This window comes from Arthrobacter sp. 05T444 (genome assembly GCF_056395905.1).
Window position 1 is genome coordinate 117,081 of sequence record NZ_JBFTKK010000003.1, and the last position, 20,741, is coordinate 137,821.

Annotated in this window: 19 protein-coding genes; 1 reads left to right on the forward strand and 18 read right to left on the reverse strand. The window is 66.7% G+C overall.

The window, feature by feature from the left end:
* Positions 1 to 66: 66 nt before the first annotated feature.
* From AC1DD3_RS04725 to hisI, 10 genes are all read right to left on the reverse strand, one after another.
* On the reverse strand, positions 67 to 1,524 hold the full coding sequence (locus tag AC1DD3_RS04725; RefSeq protein WP_230116646.1) for a glutamate synthase subunit beta: 1,458 nt from the start codon (positions 1,522 to 1,524) through the stop codon (positions 67 to 69).
* Positions 1,517 to 6,133 carry a glutamate synthase large subunit gene (gene gltB, locus AC1DD3_RS04730; protein WP_230116647.1) on the reverse strand — a complete coding sequence of 1,539 codons (4,617 nt, stop codon included), beginning with the start codon at positions 6,131 to 6,133 and terminating at the stop codon, positions 1,517 to 1,519. Before gltB ends, AC1DD3_RS04725 begins: the two co-directional genes overlap by 8 nt.
* 265 nt (positions 6,134 to 6,398) lie before the next feature.
* Entirely contained in the window at positions 6,399 to 7,778 is a 1,380-nt protein-coding gene (lgt, locus tag AC1DD3_RS04735) for a prolipoprotein diacylglyceryl transferase (RefSeq protein WP_476881095.1), read from the reverse strand.
* Positions 7,779 to 7,787: 9 nt separating this feature from the next.
* Positions 7,788 to 8,576: a tryptophan synthase subunit alpha gene (trpA, locus tag AC1DD3_RS04740; protein WP_230116781.1), complete on the reverse strand. Its 789-nt coding sequence runs from the start codon at positions 8,574 to 8,576 to the stop codon at positions 7,788 to 7,790.
* Positions 8,577 to 8,587: 11 nt separating this feature from the next.
* Positions 8,588 to 9,916, reverse strand: a complete 1,329-nt coding sequence (gene trpB, locus AC1DD3_RS04745) for a tryptophan synthase subunit beta (RefSeq protein WP_476881130.1) — start codon at positions 9,914 to 9,916, stop codon at positions 8,588 to 8,590.
* 105 nt (positions 9,917 to 10,021) lie between these two features.
* Complete coding sequence (gene trpC / locus AC1DD3_RS04750; RefSeq protein ID WP_476881096.1) at positions 10,022 to 10,840, reverse strand: indole-3-glycerol phosphate synthase TrpC; 819 nt, start codon at positions 10,838 to 10,840, stop codon at positions 10,022 to 10,024.
* A 2-nt stretch (positions 10,841 to 10,842) separates the two neighbouring features.
* Positions 10,843 to 11,130, reverse strand: coding sequence for an HGxxPAAW family protein (locus AC1DD3_RS04755; protein ID WP_230116650.1), 288 nt, complete (start codon positions 11,128 to 11,130; stop codon positions 10,843 to 10,845).
* Positions 11,131 to 11,228: 98 nt separating this feature from the next.
* On the reverse strand, positions 11,229 to 11,864 hold the full coding sequence (locus AC1DD3_RS04760) for a Trp biosynthesis-associated membrane protein (protein ID WP_230116651.1): 636 nt from the start codon (positions 11,862 to 11,864) through the stop codon (positions 11,229 to 11,231).
* Positions 11,864 to 13,534: an anthranilate synthase component I gene (locus AC1DD3_RS04765; RefSeq protein WP_476881097.1), complete on the reverse strand. Its 1,671-nt coding sequence runs from the start codon at positions 13,532 to 13,534 to the stop codon at positions 11,864 to 11,866. The genes AC1DD3_RS04760 and AC1DD3_RS04765 overlap by 1 nt, the downstream gene beginning before the upstream one ends.
* A gap of 67 nt (positions 13,535 to 13,601) precedes the next feature.
* Complete coding sequence (gene hisI, locus AC1DD3_RS04770) at positions 13,602 to 14,045, reverse strand: phosphoribosyl-AMP cyclohydrolase (RefSeq protein ID WP_230116653.1); 444 nt, start codon at positions 14,043 to 14,045, stop codon at positions 13,602 to 13,604.
* Positions 14,046 to 14,157: 112 nt separating this feature from the next.
* Here hisI and AC1DD3_RS04775 point away from each other — a divergent pair, with 112 nt between their 5' ends.
* Positions 14,158 to 14,802 carry a TIGR03085 family metal-binding protein gene (locus AC1DD3_RS04775; protein WP_230116654.1) on the forward strand — a complete coding sequence of 215 codons (645 nt, stop codon included), beginning with the start codon at positions 14,158 to 14,160 and terminating at the stop codon, positions 14,800 to 14,802.
* A gap of 104 nt (positions 14,803 to 14,906) precedes the next feature.
* On the opposite strand, the gene hisF is transcribed toward AC1DD3_RS04775, so the two are convergent.
* The 8 genes from hisF to ribD all read right to left on the reverse strand — a co-directional run bounded on the left by hisF (position 14,907) and on the right by ribD (position 20,715).
* Entirely contained in the window at positions 14,907 to 15,683 is a 777-nt protein-coding gene (gene hisF / locus AC1DD3_RS04780; RefSeq protein ID WP_230116655.1) for an imidazole glycerol phosphate synthase subunit HisF, read from the reverse strand.
* 60 nt (positions 15,684 to 15,743) lie between these two features.
* Positions 15,744 to 16,604: an ATP phosphoribosyltransferase gene (gene hisG, locus AC1DD3_RS04785; protein ID WP_230116656.1), complete on the reverse strand. Its 861-nt coding sequence runs from the start codon at positions 16,602 to 16,604 to the stop codon at positions 15,744 to 15,746.
* A 59-nt stretch (positions 16,605 to 16,663) separates the two neighbouring features.
* Positions 16,664 to 16,927, reverse strand: coding sequence for a phosphoribosyl-ATP diphosphatase (locus AC1DD3_RS04790; protein ID WP_476876018.1), 264 nt, complete (start codon positions 16,925 to 16,927; stop codon positions 16,664 to 16,666).
* Positions 16,928 to 17,057: 130 nt separating this feature from the next.
* Positions 17,058 to 17,540: a 6,7-dimethyl-8-ribityllumazine synthase gene (gene ribH, locus AC1DD3_RS04795; RefSeq protein WP_230116658.1), complete on the reverse strand. Its 483-nt coding sequence runs from the start codon at positions 17,538 to 17,540 to the stop codon at positions 17,058 to 17,060.
* 16 nt (positions 17,541 to 17,556) lie between these two features.
* Positions 17,557 to 18,258 carry a GTP cyclohydrolase II gene (gene ribA, locus AC1DD3_RS04800; protein WP_230116659.1) on the reverse strand — a complete coding sequence of 234 codons (702 nt, stop codon included), beginning with the start codon at positions 18,256 to 18,258 and terminating at the stop codon, positions 17,557 to 17,559.
* Entirely contained in the window at positions 18,255 to 18,965 is a 711-nt protein-coding gene (gene ribB, locus AC1DD3_RS04805; RefSeq protein WP_230116660.1) for a 3,4-dihydroxy-2-butanone-4-phosphate synthase, read from the reverse strand. The genes ribA and ribB overlap by 4 nt, the downstream gene beginning before the upstream one ends.
* Positions 18,962 to 19,600 (reverse strand): riboflavin synthase, encoded by a 639-nt coding sequence (locus AC1DD3_RS04810; protein WP_230116661.1) that lies wholly within the window; start codon positions 19,598 to 19,600, stop codon positions 18,962 to 18,964. The genes ribB and AC1DD3_RS04810 overlap by 4 nt, the downstream gene beginning before the upstream one ends.
* Entirely contained in the window at positions 19,600 to 20,715 is a 1,116-nt protein-coding gene (gene ribD / locus AC1DD3_RS04815; RefSeq protein ID WP_230116783.1) for a bifunctional diaminohydroxyphosphoribosylaminopyrimidine deaminase/5-amino-6-(5-phosphoribosylamino)uracil reductase RibD, read from the reverse strand. Before ribD ends, AC1DD3_RS04810 begins: the two co-directional genes overlap by 1 nt.
* Between the last annotated feature and the right edge of the window lie 26 nt (positions 20,716 to 20,741).

Here is a 20,741-nt window from a genome sequence, read left to right on the forward strand (position 1 = left end):
CTACCCTATTGGTCTCTTGCATTGGTTAAGTTGTCGTGGAGGTGAACTTTCACCTCCGAGGCATCGCTAGAGGACGGCGATGGCGCGGTCCGTCGGGGCCACGGGAGCCGGAAGGATTGTGCTCCCCATCAGGAACTTGTCCACCGCGGCTGCGCAGGCACGGCCTTCGGCGATGGCCCACACAATGAGCGACTGGCCGCGTCCGGCATCGCCGGCCACGAACACGCCCTCGGTGTTGGTCATGTAATAGCCGTCGCGGGACACGTTGCCGCGGCCGTCGAATTCAGCGCTGACCTGCTCGGTGATGCCGGCAGGCTCGGCACCGGTGAAGCCCAGGGAGAGGAACACCAGGTCCGCGGGGATGATCCGCTCGGTGCCGGCCTTGGGCAGCCGCTTGCCGTCAACGAACTCGGTTTCGGCGACCTTGACGCCGGTCAGCTTGCCGTTTTCACCGACAAATTCCACGGTGGAGGCGAGGTACGTGCGCTCACCGCCTTCTTCGTGGGCGCTGGCAACTTCGAAAAGCGTGGGAAAAGTCGGCCAGGGCTGGTGGCCCGCCCGTTCCGCCGGGGGCTGCTTGCCGATGGCCAGGGTGGTCACCGACGCGGCGCCGTGGCGGTGCGCGGTGCCGAGGCAGTCAGCGCCGGTGTCACCGCCGCCAAGGATCACCACATGCTTGCCCTTGGCGTGGATCTGGTTTTCCACCGACTCCCCCGCCACTACGCGGTTGGCCGGCACGAGGTAGTCCATCGCGAAGTGGACACCGTCAAGCTCGCGGCCCGGGATGTTCAGGTCGCGCGGCACGGTGGCGCCGGTGGCAATGACCACTGAGTCGTAACGGCGGCGCAGCTGCTCCCACGTCACGTCCGTGCCGACGGCGACGCCGGTACGGAAGCGGGTGCCTTCAGCCTTCATCTGCTCAAGCCGGCGGTCCACCTGCTCTTTTTCCATCTTGAAATCGGGGATGCCGTAGCGCAGCAGTCCCCCGATCTTGTCGTCGCGTTCGTAGACTGCCACGGTGTGGCCCACGCGCGTCAGCTGCTGGGCGACCGCCAGACCTGCCGGGCCGGAGCCGACGACGGCGACCGTCTTGCCGGTGAGGCGCGTGGGAGGCAGCGGGTTGACCCAGCCGTTGTCGAAGGCCTCATCGATGATGGAAACCTCCACCTGCTTGATGGTCACGGCGGGCTGGTTGATGCCCAGCACGCAGGACGCCTCGCAGGGAGCCGGGCACAGGCGGCCGGTGAACTCGGGGAAATTGTTGGTGGCGTGCAGCCGCTCAATCGCTTCCTCGCCCTTGTCCCGCCACATGAGGTCGTTCCACTCGGGGATCAGGTTCCCGAGCGGGCAGCCCTGGTGGCAGAACGGCACGCCGCAATCCATGCAGCGGCCGGCCTGGCTCTTGAGGACACCCTTTTCCTGGGCCTCATAGACTTCCTTCCAGTCCATGATGCGGACGGGAACGGGGCGGCGTGGCTGGGTTTCACGCTGGCGTACTTTCAGAAATCCGCGTGGGTCAGCCACCGGTCACCTCCAGGATTCGAGACCAAACTTCTTCGCCGTCGGGGTCCAGGCCCTCTTCGATGGCGTCAAGACGGGTTTGCAGCACGGCCGCGTAGTCGCGCGGCAGCACCTTGGTAATGCGGGCAGCGGTGTCATCGAAGTTCTCGAGCAGGCGCGCCGCGAGCTGCGAGTCGGTTTCCTCGACGTGCTTGACGAGGAGGCCGTGCACGATGTCGCGGTCCTCGGCGTCCAGGTCGCGGAGCTGCAGCTCGCCGGACTCCAGCGCCTGCTTGTTCACGCGGGTGGTCCGCAGGTCCAGAACGTAGGCCGTGCCGCCGGACATGCCGGCGCCGAAGTTGCGCCCGGTCCGTCCGATGATGAGCGTCTGGCCGCCGGTCATGTACTCGCAGCCGTGGTCGCCGATGCCCTCGACTACCGCCGTGGCGCCGGAGTTCCGGACCAGGAAGCGTTCGCCCACCTGGCCGCGCAGGAACATTTCGCCGCTCGTGGCGCCGTAGCCGATCACGTTTCCGGCGATCACGTTGCTCTCCGCATTGAACACGTTGGTGCGGTCCGGGCGGACGATGATCCGGCCGCCGGAGAGGCCCTTGCCGACGTAGTCATTGGAATCGCCGTACATGCGCAGCGTGATGCCGGCAGGCAGGAAGGCGCCCAGCGACTGGCCGGCCGTTCCCGTGAGCGTGATGTCGATAGTGTCCGTGGCCAGCACGTCCGTGCTGAACGTCTTGGTGACCACGTGGCCGAGCATGGTGCCCACCGAACGGTCGGTGTTGATGACATCCACGGCAATCTTCACCGGGGCGCGGTCGCTCAGCGCTTCCGCTGCCATGGCGATGAGCCGCTGGTCGAAGTGCTTGTCCAGCTCGTGGTTCTGGCCGGTCAGGTTCCGCAGCGGGGCGTCGTCGTCGAACTCCAGCCCGTGCAGGATCGGATCAAGGTCCAGGCCCTCGGCCTTCCAGTGGTTGATCGCCTCGCGGGTGTCCAGCATTTCTGCGTGGCCAATCGCTTCCTCGATGCTCCGGAAGCCAAGTTCCGCGAGGATTTCGCGGACTTCCTCTGCCAGGAACTCGAAGAAGTTGACCACGAACTCGGGCTTGCCGCTGAAGCGGGCCCGCAGCTCGGGGTTCTGCGTGGCAACGCCCACCGGGCACGTGTCCAGGTGGCAGACGCGCATCATGATGCAGCCTTCGACCACCAGCGGGGCCGTGGCGAAGCCGAATTCCTCGCCGCCGAGCAGGGCAGCAATCACGACGTCGCGGCCGGTCTTGAGCTGGCCGTCCACCTGCACCACCACGCGGTCGCGCAGGCCGTTGAGCATGAGCGTCTGCTGGGTCTCTGCGAGCCCCAGCTCCCACGGGACACCGGCGTGCTTGAGCGAGTTCAGCGGCGAGGCGCCGGTTCCGCCGTCGTGTCCGGAAACGAGCACGACGTCGGCCTTCGCCTTCGTCACACCGGCGGCAACTGTGCCGATGCCCACCTCGGAGACGAGCTTGACGTGCACGCGGGCCGAAGGATTGGCGCGCTTGGCATCGTAGATGAGCTGCGCAAGGTCCTCGATGGAGTAAATGTCGTGGTGCGGGGGCGGGGAAATCAGTCCGACGCCGGGGGTCGAGTGGCGGGTCCGGGCAACCCAGGGGTAAACCTTCTGGGCCATCAGCTGGCCGCCTTCGCCGGGCTTGGCGCCCTGAGCCATCTTGATCTGGATGTCGTCAGCGTTGGTCAGATACAGGCTCGTGACACCGAACCGGCCGGATGCGATCTGCTTGACGGCGGAGCGGCGCTCGGGATCGAGCAGGCGGTCCACGTCCTCGCCGCCTTCACCGGTGTTGGACTTGCCGCCCAGGCGGTTCATCGCGATCGCGAGCGTTTCGTGGGCTTCCTTGGAGATGGAGCCGTAGCTCATGGCACCCGTGGAGAACCGCTTGACGATGCTGGAGACCGGCTCCACTTCCTCGAGCGGCACTGCGGGACGGGCGCCGTCCTTGAACTTAAGGAGACCGCGCAGGGTCATCAGGTTCTCGGACTGGTCGTCCACGCCCTTGGTGTAGGACTTGAAGATGTCGTAGCGGCGCTCACGCGTGGCGTGCTGCAGCCGGAAGACCGTCTCCGGGTTGAAGAGGTGCGGCTCGCCGTCGCGGCGCCACTGGTATTCGCCGCCGCCGAGCAGCGGGCGGTGCGGCTGCTCAATGCCGCCCTCGGGGTAGGCCATCTGGTGCCGTGCGGACACTTCGGCCGCGATGACGTCCAGGCCCACGCCGCCCAGCTGGGAGTGCGTGCCTGAGAAGAATTCGTCCACGAGCTCCTGGCCCAGGCCGAGCGCTTCGAAGGTCTGCGCACCGGTGTAGGAGGCCACGGTGGAGATACCCATCTTGGACATGATCTTCAGGACGCCCTTGCCGAGCCCCTTGATGAGGTTGTAGACGCCATCCTGCGCGGTGACGCCAACGACGTCGCCTGCTGTGATGAGCTGCTCCACGGACTCCATGGCCAGGTACGGGTTGACGGCCGAGGCGCCGTAGCCCACGAGCACTGCCACATGGTGCGTCTCGCGGACGTCGCCGGCCTCGACCACGAGGGCCGTCTTGGTGCGGTTGGCGCTGCGCAGCAGGTGGTGGTGCACGGCGCTGACCAGCAGCAGCGAAGGAATGGGCGCCCACTGGGCGTTGGAGTCACGGTCGGACAGCACCACGTACTGCACACCGCGGTTGATGGCGCCCGAAACCTGCTCGCAGATCTCGGTCAGCCGGGCACGCAGGGCGTTCTCGCCGCCCTCGGGCCGGTAGAGGCCGCGAACCTTCATGGCGACCTTGTCGCCGTCAGCATTCTCGATGTTGGCGATCTTCGCCAGCTGGTCGTTGTTGATGACCGGGAACGGCAGCGAAACCTGCGGCTGGCGGACCTGCTTGGTGTCGAGCAGGTTGCCGTTGGGGCCGATGGCGCACGTCAGCGACGTGACCAGCTCTTCACGAATCGCGTCCAGCGGCGGGTTGGTGACCTGCGCGAAGGACTGCACAAAGTAATCGAACAGCAGCCGGGGGCGCTTGGACAGGACGGCAACCGGCGTATCGGAGCCCATGGCACCCAGCGGCTCGGCCCCCGTGCGTGCCATCGGGCCGAGCAGGATCTTGAGCTCTTCGGTGGTGTAGCCAAAGGTCCGCTGGCGGATGTTCACGGACGCGGCCGTGTGCACCACGTGCTCGCGCTCGGGGAGCTCGTTGAGGTCGATCAGGTTGTCCTTGACCCATTCGGCCCAGGGGTTCGCCGCGGCGACCTCGGCCTTGACCTCTTCGTCGTCGATGATCCGGCCGGCTTCGGTGTCCACCAGGAACATCTTGCCGGGGGAAACGCGGCCCTTCTTGACCACCTTGGAGGGTTCGACGTCGATGACGCCCACCTCGGAGGCGAAGACGACCAGGCCGTCCTCGGTGATCCAGTAGCGGCCGGGGCGCAGTCCGTTGCGGTCCAGCGTGGCCCCGACGAGGTTGCCGTCGGTGAACGACACAGCGGCCGGTCCGTCCCACGGCTCCATCAACAGGGAGTGGTACTCGTAGAACGCACGGCGTGCCGGATCCATGGTGGCGTGGTTTTCCCACGCCTCCGGGATCATCATCATGATCGAGTGCGTGATGGGGCGGCCGGAGAGCCAGAGCAGCTCCGCCACCTCATCGAAGGACGCCGAGTCAGAGGCACCGGGGGTGCAGATCGGAAACAGTTCTTCCGGGGAATCCCCCAGCAGCGGGTTGGCCAGCTGGGACTGGCGGGCGCGCATCCAGTTCCGGTTGCCCTTGACGGTGTTGATTTCACCATTGTGGGCGATGGTGCGGAACGGCTGTGCGAGTGGCCAGGACGGGAAGGTGTTGGTGGAGAAGCGGGAGTGGACGATCGCGAGCTTGGTCTTGAAGCGCTTGTCGGAGAGGTCCGGGTAGAACGGCTCCAGCTGGGCCGTGGTCAGCATGCCCTTGTAGACGATGGTCCGTGAGGACAGCGACGGGAAGTAGACGCCAAACTTGTTTTGGGCGCGCTTGCGGATCCGCCAGGCGCGGGAATCGAGTTCGTTGCGGTCCAGCTGCTCGCCGGTGGAGGAGGCGAAGAACGGCTGCGAGAAGTACGGCATGCAGGCGCGGGCCATGGCGCCGACCAGGTCGGCCACGATCGGCACTTCGCGCCAGCCGAGGACGGTGAGGCCCTCGTCAGCGGCGAGGCCATCGATGCCTGCCTTGGCGGCATCGGCCTCACGCTGCTCGGCGGGGAGGAAGGCGGTGCCCACGACATACTGCCCGGGTGCCGGGAGTTCGAATTCGGTGACGGCGCGGAAGAACTCGTCCGGTACCTGCATCAGCAGCCCGGCGCCGTCGCCCGTTCCCTCGTCGGCGCCAACGGCTCCGCGGTGCTCGAGGTTGCGCAGGGCCGTGAGCGCGGCATCAACGATGTCGTAGCCGGGCTCCCCGCGCAGGGTGGCGATAATCGCAAGACCGCAGGCGTCCTTCTCCTGCTCCGGGTTGTAGAGCCCGGCTGCCTCGGGGAGCGCCGCAAACCGTTTAAACGGTGACATGGCGGCGTCCGGCTGGTTCGGTTCGGACCAGCTGGGGCTGTGAAGAGTTTGGGTCATGGGAGACGTCCTTCCTCCTGATCGTGCGTATGGAAGGGACAACGTTGGCCCCACTCAGAGCGCCGGTGTGATGGGCACAACAAAGTGTTAGTTACTGGAAATTGTAGGGCAGGGAAGACTGCTGAACTAACAGTTACGCAGGCTCTCCGCCCGGGCTTGACCGGTCAGCAGCTCTATGCTGCCCGGCATGGGCCCTGATGCCACGACGCTGTGGTGTTGGGCGCTCCAAGCGGTGGCTCTGGCTGCCCTCGGTGCCGGCGCTGAACTAGCGGGTGCCGTCAGCTTTCGGCGCAGGTCCGGTGGCAGCAGCACCGGATTTTCCGGTGTCCGGCGAGTCCTTGGCGGACGTGTTGCCGCCAGTGGCTGCCGGCACTGCTTCCGTTGGGGCAGAAGCGTGGCCTGGACCGTTTTGGTTATCTGGGAGATTATCACGCGATTCACTATCTGAGACAACGGCGTCCGCATCACGGACGGTATCGGCTGCTGCACGACGGCCGCTTGCCTTCTCCGGCGAGGTCCCGCCGTCGTCCGTTTTCCCGGTGACAGCCGGCGCTACCGACGCACCGACCGTCTCTTTAGCGGGGCCCACGTCGCCGTCCGCCGTCTCGCCGACGGGTCTGTCACCGCCCGTTTCGTCGGCGGACTTGTCGCCGGCCGTTTTAACGGCGGCCTTGTCGCCGGCCGTTTCGACGGCGGACTCAGTGCCGGGCCCGGCAACGGGCTCACGGCCGGGGAGGTAGACGCTCTGCTGATCGCCCTTCCTGCGCAAGCCCAGCACGATGAACACGGCCAGAGCAGCGATGAACACTAAGATGCTGGTCCAGACATTGAGCCGTGTGGTGATGCCGAAGAGGCTGATCTGTTCGGCATCATCGATGCGCATGGCTTCGATCCACACCCGGCCCAGTGTGTAGTACATGGCGTAGACCCAGAAAAGCCGGCCGCGGCGGAAGTGGAACCGCCGGTCCAGCGCCAGAAGGATGAGCACACCCACGAGGTTCCAGAGCGACTCGTACAGGAAGGTGGGGTGGAACAGCGTGTCCGCAGGGAATCCGGACGGGAAGTTGGGGTTGTCGGAGTCAACCTGGAGACCCCAGGGCAGCGTGGTGGGGCCGCCGAAGAGCTCCTGGTTGAAGTAGTTGCCCCAGCGGCCAACGGCCTGCGCGAGCAGCAGTCCCGGCGCCGCGGCGTCCAGGAACGCCGTGAGCTTGACGCCCGCCCGGCGGCAGCCGATCCAGGCGCCGAAGGCGCCCAGCACCACGGCACCCCAGATGCCCAGGCCGCCGCGCTGGATTTGCGGGATCAGGGACAGGTCCCCCGTGCCGTCAAAACCCGGCCCGAAGTAGGCGTCCGGGGAGGAGAACACGTGATAGAGCCGGCCGCCGATGATGCCGAACGGGATGGCCCAAATGACGATGTCCCACACGCTGCCTTCGGGAGCTCCGCGCTTTGCCCACCGCACCGACGTCAGCCACAGGCCGACGATAATGCCCGCGAGGATGCACAGGGCGTAGGCATGGATGCGCAGCGTGCCCCACGGCAGTGGAATGTCGAAGCCGGACCAGTCGGGGCTCGGAATGCTCGTCGGGACGAAGCCCGCCGGCACCATATTCGCCAGCGCGGCCGCGGAGTGGAACATCTGCATGATGGAGGGCTACTTCCTGGTCAGTCCGGCGCTAAGGTCTTTGGTCAGGCTGGCCACGGCGTCCACGCCGCCGTCGCGGATGGCGGACACGAGGGCTGTTCCCACGATCACACCGTCGGCATAGGCGGCAATTTCCGCCACCTGGTCCGCGTTCGATACGCCGAGGCCCACGCAAACACGCTCCGCGCCGGCCTCTTTGGCCGCGGCCACCACGCCCTTGGCTGCCGTGCTCACGGACGACCGGGCACCGGTGACACCCATGATGGAGACGGCATAGACGAAACCCCGGCTGGCCTCGACGGTGCGCCGCATGCGCTCGGTCGAGGACGAGGGGGCCACAAGGAACACCCGGTCCAGCCCGTACTTGTCGGAGGCTTCCATCCAGTCCGCGGCTTCGTCCGGGATGAGGTCCGGAGTGATCAGGCCCGCTCCCCCGGCTTCGGCGAGGCGGCGGGAAAATTCGTCCACGCCCATCCGGATCACGGGGTTCCAGTAGGTCATAACCAGGACGGCAGCGTCGGTTTCGGCCGTGATGCCTGCCACGACGTCGAAGACCTGGCGGACGTGGAACCCGTTGGCGAGGGCTTCCGTGGTGGCGGCCTGGATGACCGGGCCGTCCATTACCGGATCCGAGTACGGAATGCCGATCTCGATAAGGTCAGCGCCGTTGCGTGCCAGGGCTATGCCGGCGGCGATGGTTTCCTCGACGCTGGGGTAGCCGGCGGGCAGGTAGCCGATGAGGGCCGCCCGTCCTTCCGCGCGGGCCTTGTCAATGGCGATTGCCGATTTGCTGGTCATCTGCGCGGTGCTCACAGCTGTTCCCCTTCCTTGCCGATGGCGGCCTCTGCCGAATCCTTCTCCAGGAGGTCGAACCATTCGGCTGCTGTTGCCACATCCTTGTCGCCCCGGCCGGACAGGTTGACGATCACGATCTTGTCCGATGCGTTGCCCGCTGCGGCCTCCTCAGCGGCCAGCCGCTGCCCCACCTTGATGGCGCCGGCAAGGGCGTGCGAGGACTCGATGGCCGGAATGATGCCTTCGGTGCGGCACAGGAGCCGGAAGGCCTCCATGGCTTCGCTGTCCGTGATGGGCTCGTAGCTGACCCGTCCGATGTCGGCGAGGTACGAGTGCTCCGGGCCGACGCCCGGGTAGTCCAGTCCGGCGGAGATGGAGTGCGATTCGATGGTCTGGCCGTCGTCGTCCTGCATGAGGTACGACCGCGCACCGTGCAGCACGCCGGGCCGGCCGAGCGTGATGGTCGCCGCGTGGCGTCCGGTTTCCACGCCGTCGCCGCCGGCCTCGAAGCCGTAGATCTTAACGGAGGCGTCGTCGAGGAAGCCGTGGAAGATGCCGATGGCGTTGGAGCCGCCGCCGATGCAGGCGCAGACCGCGTCCGGCAGGCGGCCGGTCTGGTCGAGGATCTGCGCGCGGGCTTCCTCACCGATGACCTCGTGGAAGTAACGGACCATCGCGGGGAACGGGTGGGCGCCCGCTGCGGTGCCGAGCAGGTAGTGGGTGTTTCCGACGTTGGCCACCCAGTCGCGGAGCGCCTCGTTGATGGCGTCCTTGAGGGTCTGCGACCCGTTCGTGACAGGAACGACGGTGGCTCCCAGGAGCTCCATCCGGGCCACGTTCAAGGCCTGCCGGCGGCAGTCTTCCGCGCCCATGTAGACGACGCATTCCAAGCCCAGCAGCGCGGCGGCCGTGGCGCTGGCCACGCCGTGCTGGCCGGCACCGGTCTCGGCGATGACACGCGTCTTGCCCATGCGCTTGGCAAGCAGCGCCTGGCCCAGCACGTTGTTGATCTTGTGCGAGCCGGTGTGGTTGAGGTCTTCGCGCTTGAGGAAGATGCGCACTCCCCCGGCGTGCTCGGCGAACCGCTTGGCCTCGGTCAGAAGCGAGGGCCGCCCGGAATAGTTCTTGTTTAGATCGGCGATCTGCGCGGTGAATTCGGGGTCCGCCTTGGCTTTTTCGAACGTGTCTTCCAGTTCGTCCAGGGCCGCAATCAGTGATTCAGGCATCCATCGGCCCCCGTAGGAACCGAAGTAGGGTCCCGGGGCGTGGCGCAGCGATGCGCCTCCCTGCAGGAATGCGTCCACCGAGCCTTCGTCAGAGCCGGCTGTCGGCGCTTCGGCCATCAGTCTCACCATCCTGTTCACTTTTGACTAATTGATGTCAGGCGGCATCCGGTGCGCAGCCTATTGCGGGCTGTTTCCCGGATGGCGCCACGGTTAGGGCGAAGCTCAGACGCGGGCAGCGATCGCTGCTGCCCCGGCTGCGGCGAACTCCGCGATGCGTTCGCGCGGTGTGGCGTCACTGACGAGCGCCTCTCCCACGAGGATGGCGTTGGCGCCGTTTGCCGCGTAGCGGGCGACGTCGTCGGCTCCCCGCACGCCGGATTCCGCCACCACGACCGCGCCGGCCGGAATGCTTCCGGCCAGTGAGGCAAAAAGGGACCGGTCGACGTCGAGCGTCTTGAGGTTGCGCACGTTGACACCGATGATCCGGGCGTCGGCATCCACGGCCCGCTCGATCTCCTCCGGCGTGTGCGTCTCCACCAGGACATTCATGCCAAGTTCCCGGCTGAGCGCACTAAATTCACGCAGCTGCTGATCGGACAAAGCGGCCACGATCAGCAGGACAAGGTCCGCACCGTGGGCGCGTGCCTCCCAGATCTGGTACTCGTCCAGGGTGAAATCCTTGCGGAGCAGCGGGACGTCCACGCGGGCCCGGACCGCATCCAGGTCCGCCAGCGAGCCGTTGAAGCGGCGCTGTTCGGTCAGCACGCTGATCACGGCGGCGCCGCCGTCGGCATAAAGCGCCGCCAGCGAGGCCGGGTCCACGATGTTCGCGAGGTCGCCCTTTGACGGGCTGCGGCGCTTGATCTCGGCAATGACCTTGAGCTGATCGCGGGTGGCCGACGGCCCGTCGAGGGCTGCCCATGCGTCGCGCGCCGGAGCCGCTGCCAGGGCGCGGTCCTTGAGTTCCGCGAGGGACACGAGGCGCTTGCGGCCGTCCATGTCCTCCCTGACACCGGCATTGATGTCGTCGAGAACCGTCACGGTTAGTGGCCGGTGCCCTTGATCTTGCTGCCGCCCACGCCGTAGCCCGCCTTGCGCATGATGAAACCGGCCAGCAGGCCGAGCACCATGACCGCGGCACCTGCCACGAAGATGGGGGTGCTGGCGATGACAAACGCGATGGCGGCGATGAGGGCGCCGATCAGCATGACGATCACGCAGGTCCACGCGGCCGGGCTGTTGCCGTGGCCCAGGTCAATGCTGTGGTCGATGCCGTGGTGCGTCTTTCCGGGCGCCGCGGGCTTAGTACCGGAAACAGTGGCTTTGCTCATGTGAATCTCCTCAGGATCAATACTGCTTACATTCTGCCATTTTTTGGCGCGGCCTTAGTCATCGGCAGGCACGCCGCGTGGCTCCGTGACCATCCGGCTCAGGTGGGATCGTCGCCGCGCGAGAGCCGGTCCCAGCTGTCGATCTCGTCGACAGGGCCGGTCTGGGCGCCACGGCTGCCTGGTGCGGCGGTGTCGTACTTGGTCCGCGCCTTCCAGCGCCGTCCCGCCGGGACAACCAGGAGCCCGCCAAGCGCGAGAAGGGAACCGGCGACGACGGCGAGGACGGGAAACGCCGTGACGCCCACCTCCGCGCTGCTCCCGCTGATGCCGGTGGCAGCGGCGATGGAACCCTGTGCGGCCGCCAGCGGGTCCGCGAGTACGGTCGCCGCAGCGGTGACGATCCCGACGGCCGCCAGCACGATGATGGCCGTAATGATCCAGCGGGCGATCCTGCCGGCGATGGACGCGGCGAGGCCGCCGGCCAGCGCGACGAGGGCAAGCGCGGTCACCGTGGTGGCTGCCTTGCTCCCCTGGACCTGGAGTCCGTTCTGTTCCGCGGCGCCCTGTCCCAGTTGCTGCGGGTCAAGATGGACAGTCAGCCAGGTCTGGGTGGTGGTGCCGAAGACCGCCAGCGCCAGTACGGCAATGAGCAGGACCACGGTGGATTTCCGCGCCCATGCCGGAGTGCTGCTGCGGGCTTTGGTCTTGGCGGCGGACTCTGCCGGAACCGCCATCAGGACTCTGTTCCGGCTTCTGCGCCGGCTTTCGGGCCGGTTTCCGTCCCGGCCGTCCGGCCGGTTTCCTTCCCCGCCTTCCGGCCGGTTTCCTTCCCGGCCTTCCGGCCGGTGGCGTCAGCCGCGGAGACAGAGTCCGGCGCGATGTTGTGCAGCGAGCCCGCCGTGTGGACTGCACGGAGCGGAGCGGCCGCCTTGTTGACAGTTTCCAGCGCCTCGGTGGGATTGACTGAGTCCGCCACGATGCCGCCGCCGGCCTGGACATAGGCCCGCCCTTCGCGCAGCAGCGCCGAGCGGATGGCAATGGCCATGTCCATGTCCCCGGCGAAGTCGAGGTATCCCACCACGCCGCCGTAGATTCCGCGCCGGTGCGGCTCAAGCTCATCGAGCAGGCGCAGGGCGCGGGGTTTCGGGGCGCCGGACAGTGTTCCGGCCGGGAAGGTTGCCTTCAGGACGTCGTACGCCTTCGCGGTGGGGGCGAGCCGTCCCACGACCGTGGAGACGAGGTGCATGATGTGGCTGAAGCGTTCCACCTCCATGAACTGCGTCACGTCCACGGACCCCGCCACGCAAACCTTGGAGAGGTCGTTTCTGGAGAGGTCCACCAGCATCAGGTGTTCCGCCCGTTCCTTTTCGTCCGCCAGGAGTTCTTCGGCGAGGGCCTTGTCCGTTTCCACGGTCTTGCCGCGCGGGCGGGACCCGGCAATGGGGTGCGTTATGACGTCGTCGCCGGTGACCGTCACCAACGCCTCGGGCGACGAACCGACGATCGAGTACTCCCGGCCGTCCGCGTCCTCGAGGCTGAAGATGTACATGTAGGGGCTCGGGTTCGTGTTGCGGAGCACCCGGTAGACGTCAAGCGGGGATGCGCCGCACTCCATCTCGAAGCGGCGGGAGATGACCACCTGGAAGACTTCCCCGTCAACGATCGCCTCCTTCCCGCGGTCCAGGGCAGCGAGGTAGGCAGGCTCGTCCCACCGTTCCTGGACACTGGACGCGAAGTCGAGGGCCGCGGGCTCCAGCACTGACACGGGCTGGGTCACGGGAGTACTGACGCGGGCCAGCAGTTCCTTCACGCGAGTGACGGCATCCTGCCAGGCTTCGTCTACGCGGTCGGGGCTGTTGTCGAAGTTGATCGCGTTCGCGATCAGCAGCACCGTGCCGTCCATGTTGTCGTGGACGGCCATGTCCGTGACGAGGTTCAGCGCCATTTCGGGCAGCTGAAGATCGTCTTCGGGAGGGCTGGTCAGCCTTTCCCAGTGCCGGACGGTCTCCCAGCCGAGGAAGCCCACAAGCCCCGAGGTGAACGGAGGCAGTCCGTCGAACCGGTCGGTGCGCAGGGCATCGATCGTGTCCCGGATGGCGTCGACCGGGTTGCCGTCAACGGGAACACCGGTGGGCGGTTGGCCAAGCCAGTGTGCCTGCCCGTCCTTGGTGGTCAGTGTGGCGCGGGACCGTGCGCCGATGAAGGAGTACCTGGACCAGGCGCCGCCGACGGCCGCCGATTCCATCAGGAAGGTGCCCGGCTGGCCCTGTGCCAGTTTCCGGTAGAGGCCGATGGGCGTTTCGGCGTCGGCCAGCACCTTGAGCCGGACAGGGATGACACGGCTGTGGCCGGCAAGTTCCCGGAATTCTTCCAGGCCCGGGCTGATGATTCCAAGGTCCTGCATGGCTATTGGTTCTCCGTCTGTTCTTGGGTTGTGCCTGATTCGATGGACCTGGTGAGTGCAACGCGGGCTATTCGGCCGTTCCGGTCACGACGTCGAGGCCGCGGCCGTCGAAGCACGTGCGTGTTCCGGTGTGGCAGGCTGCGCCGACCTGATCGACGCGCACGAGGAGGGCATCGCCGTCGCAGTCGAGGGCCACCGATTTGACCCACTGCACGTGGCCCGAGGTGTCTCCCTTGCGCCAGTACTCCTGGCGGGACCGGGAGTAGAAGGTCACCCGGCCGGTGGTCATCGTGCGGCTCAGGGCTTCGTCGTCCATCCAGCCGAGCATGAGCACCTCGTCGGTGTCGTGCTGCTGCACGATCGCGGCCACCAGTCCGGCGCCGTCCCGCTTCAGGGCAGCGGCGATTTCGGCGGGAAGCGGGCTTGCGGACGGGCGGTCGCCGGCAGCAGTGCCGACGGCGGCGGCAGGGGCTGAACCGGGTGTGGGGCTGGGGGCGGGCTGCTCAGACATCAGGTCAAGTCTAGTGCCTCACCACATGGCCCCGATCAGTGTGAAGAACAGCACAAATTGGCGAATCGATTCGCTGCGCAACTGCCCCGGCGACGTGCTAGTTTCACAAGTGATGCATTTCGTCGACCCGTCCCGAGAAGTCCTGGCCGAAACCCTGCTGGCGGCCGGCCCTGAGTCCCCCACGCTTTGCCGTGGCTGGAAGACCAGGGACCTGGCAGCACACCTGTATCTGCGCGAGCGGAAGGCCGCTGTGGGCCTCGGCCTGATCATCAAGGGCCTGTCCAGGGCTTCCGACAAAGCCACGGCCAAGCTGGCTTCGAAGCTCAAGACGGCCGACGATTACAGCAAACTGGTGAACTCGTTCCGCGCCGGACCGCCTGCTTTGTCGCCGATGAAGATCAAGGCGCTGGACGAAAGCTCCAACCTGATCGAATACTTCGTCCACACGGAGGACATTCGGCGTGCCGTGGACCGCTGGGCACCGCGTGCCCTCGACGAGGAGTATTCAGAGGCCCTGTGGGATGAACTCATCAAGCGGGCTGCCATCCTTTACCGCGGCGTGGACCTCGGCATCGTTCTCGTCCGGCCCTCCGGCCCCCGGCATGTCGCGAAACGCGCGCCGGTCTCCGTAGCCATCGTCGGCGAGCCCGGCGAACTGCTGATGCACGCCCACGGCCGCACCCGCCATGCTCTGGTGACCTTCGAGGGCCAGCCGGACGCCGTCGCGCTTCTTCAGTCAGCCGAAGTCGGGCTGTAAGTGTCACCGAGTTAGCCTGTCGAACCACCGCTGATTAAGCCTGCCGAAATCAGGTGTCAAAAGTCTGGTTTCGACAGGCTCAACCAGCTGGTCTGCCGGCTTTCCTAGCGGACTTCGAAACCGGCTTCGCGGATGGCCGCCTTGACCTGCGACATCATGTCGTCCGGGCCCCAGTGGAAGATCGAGGCGGCCAGCACGGCGTCCGCACCGGCCTCGACGGCGGGCGGGAAGTGCGCGGGTTCGCCGGCACCGCCGGAGGCGATGATGGGGACCCTGACGGCGGCCCTGACGAGCCGGATCAGCTCGAGGTCGAAGCCGTCCTTCGTGCCGTCGGCGTCGATCGAGTTGAGCAGGATTTCCCCGACTCCCCGGTCGGCAGCTTCCGTCGCCCAGGCGACGGCGTCGATTCCGGTGCCTTGGCGGCCGCCGTGGGTGGTGACTTCAAAGCCCGACGCCGTGGGCTCGGATCCGGGGCGGGTGCGCCGTGCGTCCACGGACAGCACCAGCACCTGGGAGCCAAAGTGCTTGGTGATTTCGTCGATGACGTCGGGGCGTGCCACGGCAGCGGTGTTGATGGACGCCTTGTCCGCACCGAAGCGGAGCAGCTTGTCCACTTCGGCAACCCCGCGGACGCCACCGCCCACGGTGAGCGGGATGAACACTTCCTCTGCGGTGCGCCGGACGACGTCGAACGTCGTTTCCCGGTTGCCCGACGACGCCGTCACGTCCAGGAAGGTGAGCTCGTCCGCGCCGGCGTTGTCGTAGCGGTGGGCCAGTTCGACGGGGTCTCCGGCGTCGCGGAGTCCTTCGAAGTTGATGCCCTTGACCACACGGCCGGCATCAACGTCCAGGCACGGAATGACGCGTACGGCTACAGCCATGACTTCTCCTGTTGTCCTGCAGAATGCTGTTAATGAAGGGCCCGCGTTTGCGGAGGCGGCTCAGATGCGGCAGGCGTGGATGCTGCTGACCAGGATGGCGCGGGCGCCGAGGTCGTACAGCTCGTCCATGATCCGGTTGGTTTCCTTCTTGGGGACCATGGAGCGGACGGCAACCCACTCGGAATCACGCAACGGCGAGACCGTGGGCGACTCGAGGCCGGGGGTGAGCGCGGCGGCTTCCTCTACGAGGTCCTTGCGGATGTCGTAATCCATGAGCACGTACTGGCGCGCCACCAGGACGCCCTGGAGGCGGCGGATCAGGACCTCGATCTCTTTCGAGGTGCCGTTCGCGGCGCCTCCCTGCCCGGTGCGGCGGATCAGGACGGCTTCGGACTTGAGAATGGGATCCCCGAAGATCTCCATGCCGGCGGCCTTGAGCGTGTTGCCGGTTTCGACGACGTCGGCGATCGCGTCCGCCACGCCGAGGCGGACAGAGGATTCCACGGCACCGTCGAGGCGGACGACTTTGGCCTTGATGCCGCGGTCTGCCAGGTAGTCGCGCAGCAGGCCGTCGTAGCTAGTGGCCAGCCGCTTGCCTTCGAGTTCGGACACGTCGGAGAAATCGCCTACCGGACCGGCGAAGCGGAAGGTGGACGCCGCGAATCCCAGCGGAAGCAGTTCCTCTGCCTCCACCTGTGCGTCCAGAAGGAGGTCGCGGCCGGTGATGCCGACGTCAAGCGTTCCCTGGCCCACGTACACGGCGATGTCCCGGGGGCGGAGGAAGAAGAATTCGATCTCGTTGTCAGGGTCCACCATGACCAGCTCGCGGGTATCGCGGCGCTGGCGGTAGCCCGCCTCGGAGAGCATCGCAGACGCGGCTTCGGACAGGGATCCCTTATTGGGTACAGCTACTCGCAGCATGGTAGGTCTTTCTGGGGTTGGAAGTTTTCAGTTCAGGCAAGCGGGCCACGCGGACGCGGCTACAGATGCTTGTAAACGTCTTCCAGGCTCAGGCCCTTGGCCAGCATCAGGACCTGCAGGTGGTACAGGAGCTGCGAGATCTCTTCGGCCGCGGCGTCGTCGGACTCGTACTCTGCCGCCATCCAGACTTCGGCGGCTTCCTCCACGACTTTCTTGCCAATGCCGTGGACTCCGGACTCCAATTCGGCGACGGTGCGGGAGCCCTCCGGACGGGTGGCTGCCTTCTCACTCAGTTCTGCGAACAGCGTCTCGAAATTCTTCACGCCCTCCAGACTACTTGCTCCGGGCCGGACCCCGCCTGTCGGGCCGTTGCATGACGGCGGGGATGTGAGCGAATACACACGCTGGGTGCGTCCGCCCCATCCCCGCTGTCTCGACTGGCCTTGCGGTTACTCAGTACTGCTTGAGCAGCAGCGCGGTGGTCAGCGCAGCTGTGACGGCCTCGTGGCCCTTGTCCTCCGAGGAGTCCGGCAGTCCCGCCCGGTCCAGGCCCTGCTCCTCGGTGTCGCAGGTCAGCACGCCGAACCCGACCGGAACGCCGGTGGTGACGCTGACGTCGGTGAGCCCTGACGTCGCCGCCTGGCAGACGTAGTCGAAGTGGGGCGTTCCGCCGCGGATGACGACGCCGAGGGCAACGACGGCGTCAAAATGCGGTGCCAGCCGCGCTGCGGCTACGGGAAGCTCAAAGCTGCCGGGCACCCGGAGAACGGTGGGTTCGCTGATGCCCGCGTCCTTGGCTGCGCGGAGCGCGCCGTCCAAGAGTCCGTCCATGATCTGGGTGTGCCAGCTGGCGGCCACGATGGCCAGCTTCAGCTGCGAGGTTTCCGCCGGGTTGAGGGTGGTGAGGTCGATCTGTGGTGCGCCGTGTCCGCTCATGGGTGGTGTTGATCCTTCAGTCTTGTTCGTGGTCAAAAGTGCCTGAGCCGTTGCCAGGTACAGTCGCGGCCTGCCCATCCAGGGTGAGCATGTGGTCCATCCGGTCCTTCTTGGTCTGAAGGTAGCGGATGTTCTGTTCCCGTGAGGGCACCTCGGTGGGAACCATCTCCACCACCTTGACGCCGGCCTTGGCCAGTCGGTTCTGCTTGTCCGGGTTGTTGCTCAGCAGCCTGATCTCGTGGAGTCCCATCTCGGCCAGGATCTGCGCTGCGGCGTTGTAGCACCTGGCGTCCACGGGCAGCCCGAGCTGCTCATTGGCCTCGACCGTATCGAAGCCGGCCTCCTGCAGGGCGTAAGCCTTGATCTTGTTGGCCAGTCCGATGCCGCGGCCCTCCTGGCCGCGCAGGTACAGGAGCGTACCGCCGTTTGCCTCGATCATTTCCAGGGCATAGGCGAGCTGCTCGCCGCAGTCGCAGCGGTAGGACCCGAAGACGTCGCCGGTGAGGCATTCGGAGTGCAGCCGGACGAGGGGAGCCTTGCCGTCCCTGGGAGGGTTGGGAGAGCTCACAGCGAGGTGCTCCGCGCCAGTGATCAGATCGGTCCAGGCCTGCGTCACGAGGTTCCCGAACGCCCCGGGCAGCTGCACCACAGGACCGCCGCTTACCGGATGCGGCACCCGGCCGTTGCTACTGGTCTCCGCTGCTTGAGTTGCGGTCATCGTCTTTCCCCTTCTCCGGCCGGACTGGCTTCCGGACTGCTCCCCTGTGAAGATACACGGTCGTTTACCTCAAGGTATGCCACGAGGTCCTCGATCGAAATCAAGGGGCAACCGTGTTCCGCGGCGAAAACCCGCAGGCCATCCAGCCGCATCATTTCACCGTCGTCGTACACAACTTCTGCGATCACGCCCACAGGCTCCAGTCCGGCGAGCCGGCACAAGTCCACGGCCGCTTCGGTGTGGCCGGGGCGTTCACGCACTCCCCCCTTAACGGCCCGCAGCGGGAAAATATGCCCGGGGCGTGTCAGCGACTCCGGTTGGCTGCCGGGGTCCGCGAGGACCCTGGCGGTCAGCGCCCGGTCCGTGGCAGAGATGCCCGTGCTGACGCCGGCGGCGGCATCACAGGAGACCGTGTATGCGGTGCCCTTCGCATCCTGGTTGACCTCCACCATGGGCGGCAGGTCCAGGGCATCCGCGCGGGGACCCGCGAGCGGAACACAGATGACGCCCGAGCTGTAACGGATGGTCCAGCCCATCAGGGCCGGGGTGGCGTGCTGGGCCGCGAAGATGATGTCGCCTTCGTTTTCGCGGTCCTCGTTGTCAACCACCAGCACGGGCCGGCCGGCCGCCATTGCCCGGACAGCGTCCCCGATCGGATCAAGCGTCAGCGTGCCGGTGGCAGCCGAATCGAGTTTTGCCGCGCTCACTTCTGGTCCTCCGTAACCGTTGCCGTGCCGCTGAACGCCAGCAGCCGTTCGGTGTACTTTGCCAGTACGTCCACTTCGAGGTTCACTTTTCCGCCGGCCGGCTTGGCGCCCAGTCCGGTGTCGGCCAGGGTGGTCGGGATAAGGCCCACCTCGAACCAGGGAGCGGTTTCCTGGGCCGGGCTGACAGCCGTGACCGTGAGGGAGACGCCGTCGATGGCGATGGATCCCTTCTCCGCGATGTAGCGCGCCAGCCGCAGCGGCACTCCGAACCGGAGCCGTTCCCAGTTCCCTTGGGCCTCGCGTTCGAGGAGTTCGCCGACCCCGTCCACATGGCCCTGGACCACATGGCCGTCAAGGCGGCCGCCTGCCGGCACGCAGCGTTCAAGGTTGACGGCGTCGCCCGCGGTGAGTTCGCCGATGGTGCTGCGGATGAGGGTCTCCCCCATGACGTCGACGCTGAAGTCCTTGCCGTCAATCTCGGTCGCGGTGAGGCAGACCCCGTTGACGGCGATCGAACCGCCCAGCGGCAAACCGTCGGCGGTGCCGGGGGCGTGCAGGCGCAACGTTGCGCTCACATCCCCATTACGGTCCACGGACAGGACCTTCCCCTGCTCGGCAATAATTCCGGTGAACATCAGTAGCCTCCCATGGCTGTGCCCGCTGCTGTGCGGGCAGGTAGTGAATTGGTTGACGTGGAGTGCGCCGCTGCCGGCGCAGGGCTTTGGGTGGCATGCGGTCCTGCCGGACCTTCCGGACGCAGGTGCAGCCGAAGGTCCCTGCCCAGCTTCTGGACTGCTCCGCCGGAGGCTGCATCCCATTCCCAGCGCTGGGCATCGGCAAGGGTGCCGATTCCGAGGCCGCTGAGCGCAGCGATTCCCGATCCGAGCAGCGTGGGCGCCAGGTACACGATCAGTTCGTCCACCAGGCCATCCGTCAGGAAGGCGCTCAGGATCTTGGATCCGCCCTCCACCATGACGTGACGCGCGCCTGCCGCAAACAGCAGGGACAGTGCCTCGCCGGGCTCACGGGTGGGCAAATGGAGGATTTTGCCGTCGTCGCCGCGCACGGCGGCGTCGTCGGGAACGTCGCGAAGACCCATCACGGCCCGCAGGGGCTGTTCGCCGGAGGCATCGCCGTTGGCATCCCTCGCCGTGAGCCGCGGGTTGTCCACGAGGACTGTCTGGGTGCCGACGAGGATGGCGTCGATCCGGCGCCGGATGGCGTGGTTGTCCGCCAGAGACTCCGGGCTGGAGATCCACTGGCTAGTGCCGTCTTCAGCAGCGATCCGGCTGTCCAGCGTCTGGGCGATGTGCAGTGTCACGAAGGGGCGCTTGGCCTCGACAGCCTGGAACCAGCGCCGGTTCAGCTCCAGCGCGCGGTCCGCTGCCAGTCCGCTCCGCACGCCGACCCCTGCGGAGCGCAGGGTGGCTGCCCCACCGGCCGCTGGATCGTGGGGGTCGTCGACGGCGTACACGACATTCGCTATTCCGGCATCAATGATCGCCTGCGCGCAGGGTCCCGTGCGTCCCACATGGTTGCAGGGTTCCAGGGTGACCACCATGGTGGATCCGCTGAGATCCACTCCTGTGCTGACCGCTGCCGCTATGGCGTCGGCCTCGGCGTGCGCCGTTCCGGCCCCGCGGTGGTAGCCGGTCACCAGGTGACGGCCGTCAGGGCCGACGACGACGGCACCCACCAGGGGGTTGGCGCCCCGCGGCCCCTGCAGGGCAGCTTCCAGGGCGATGTCCATGGCGGCGGTTTCGGCGGCGCTGAAAG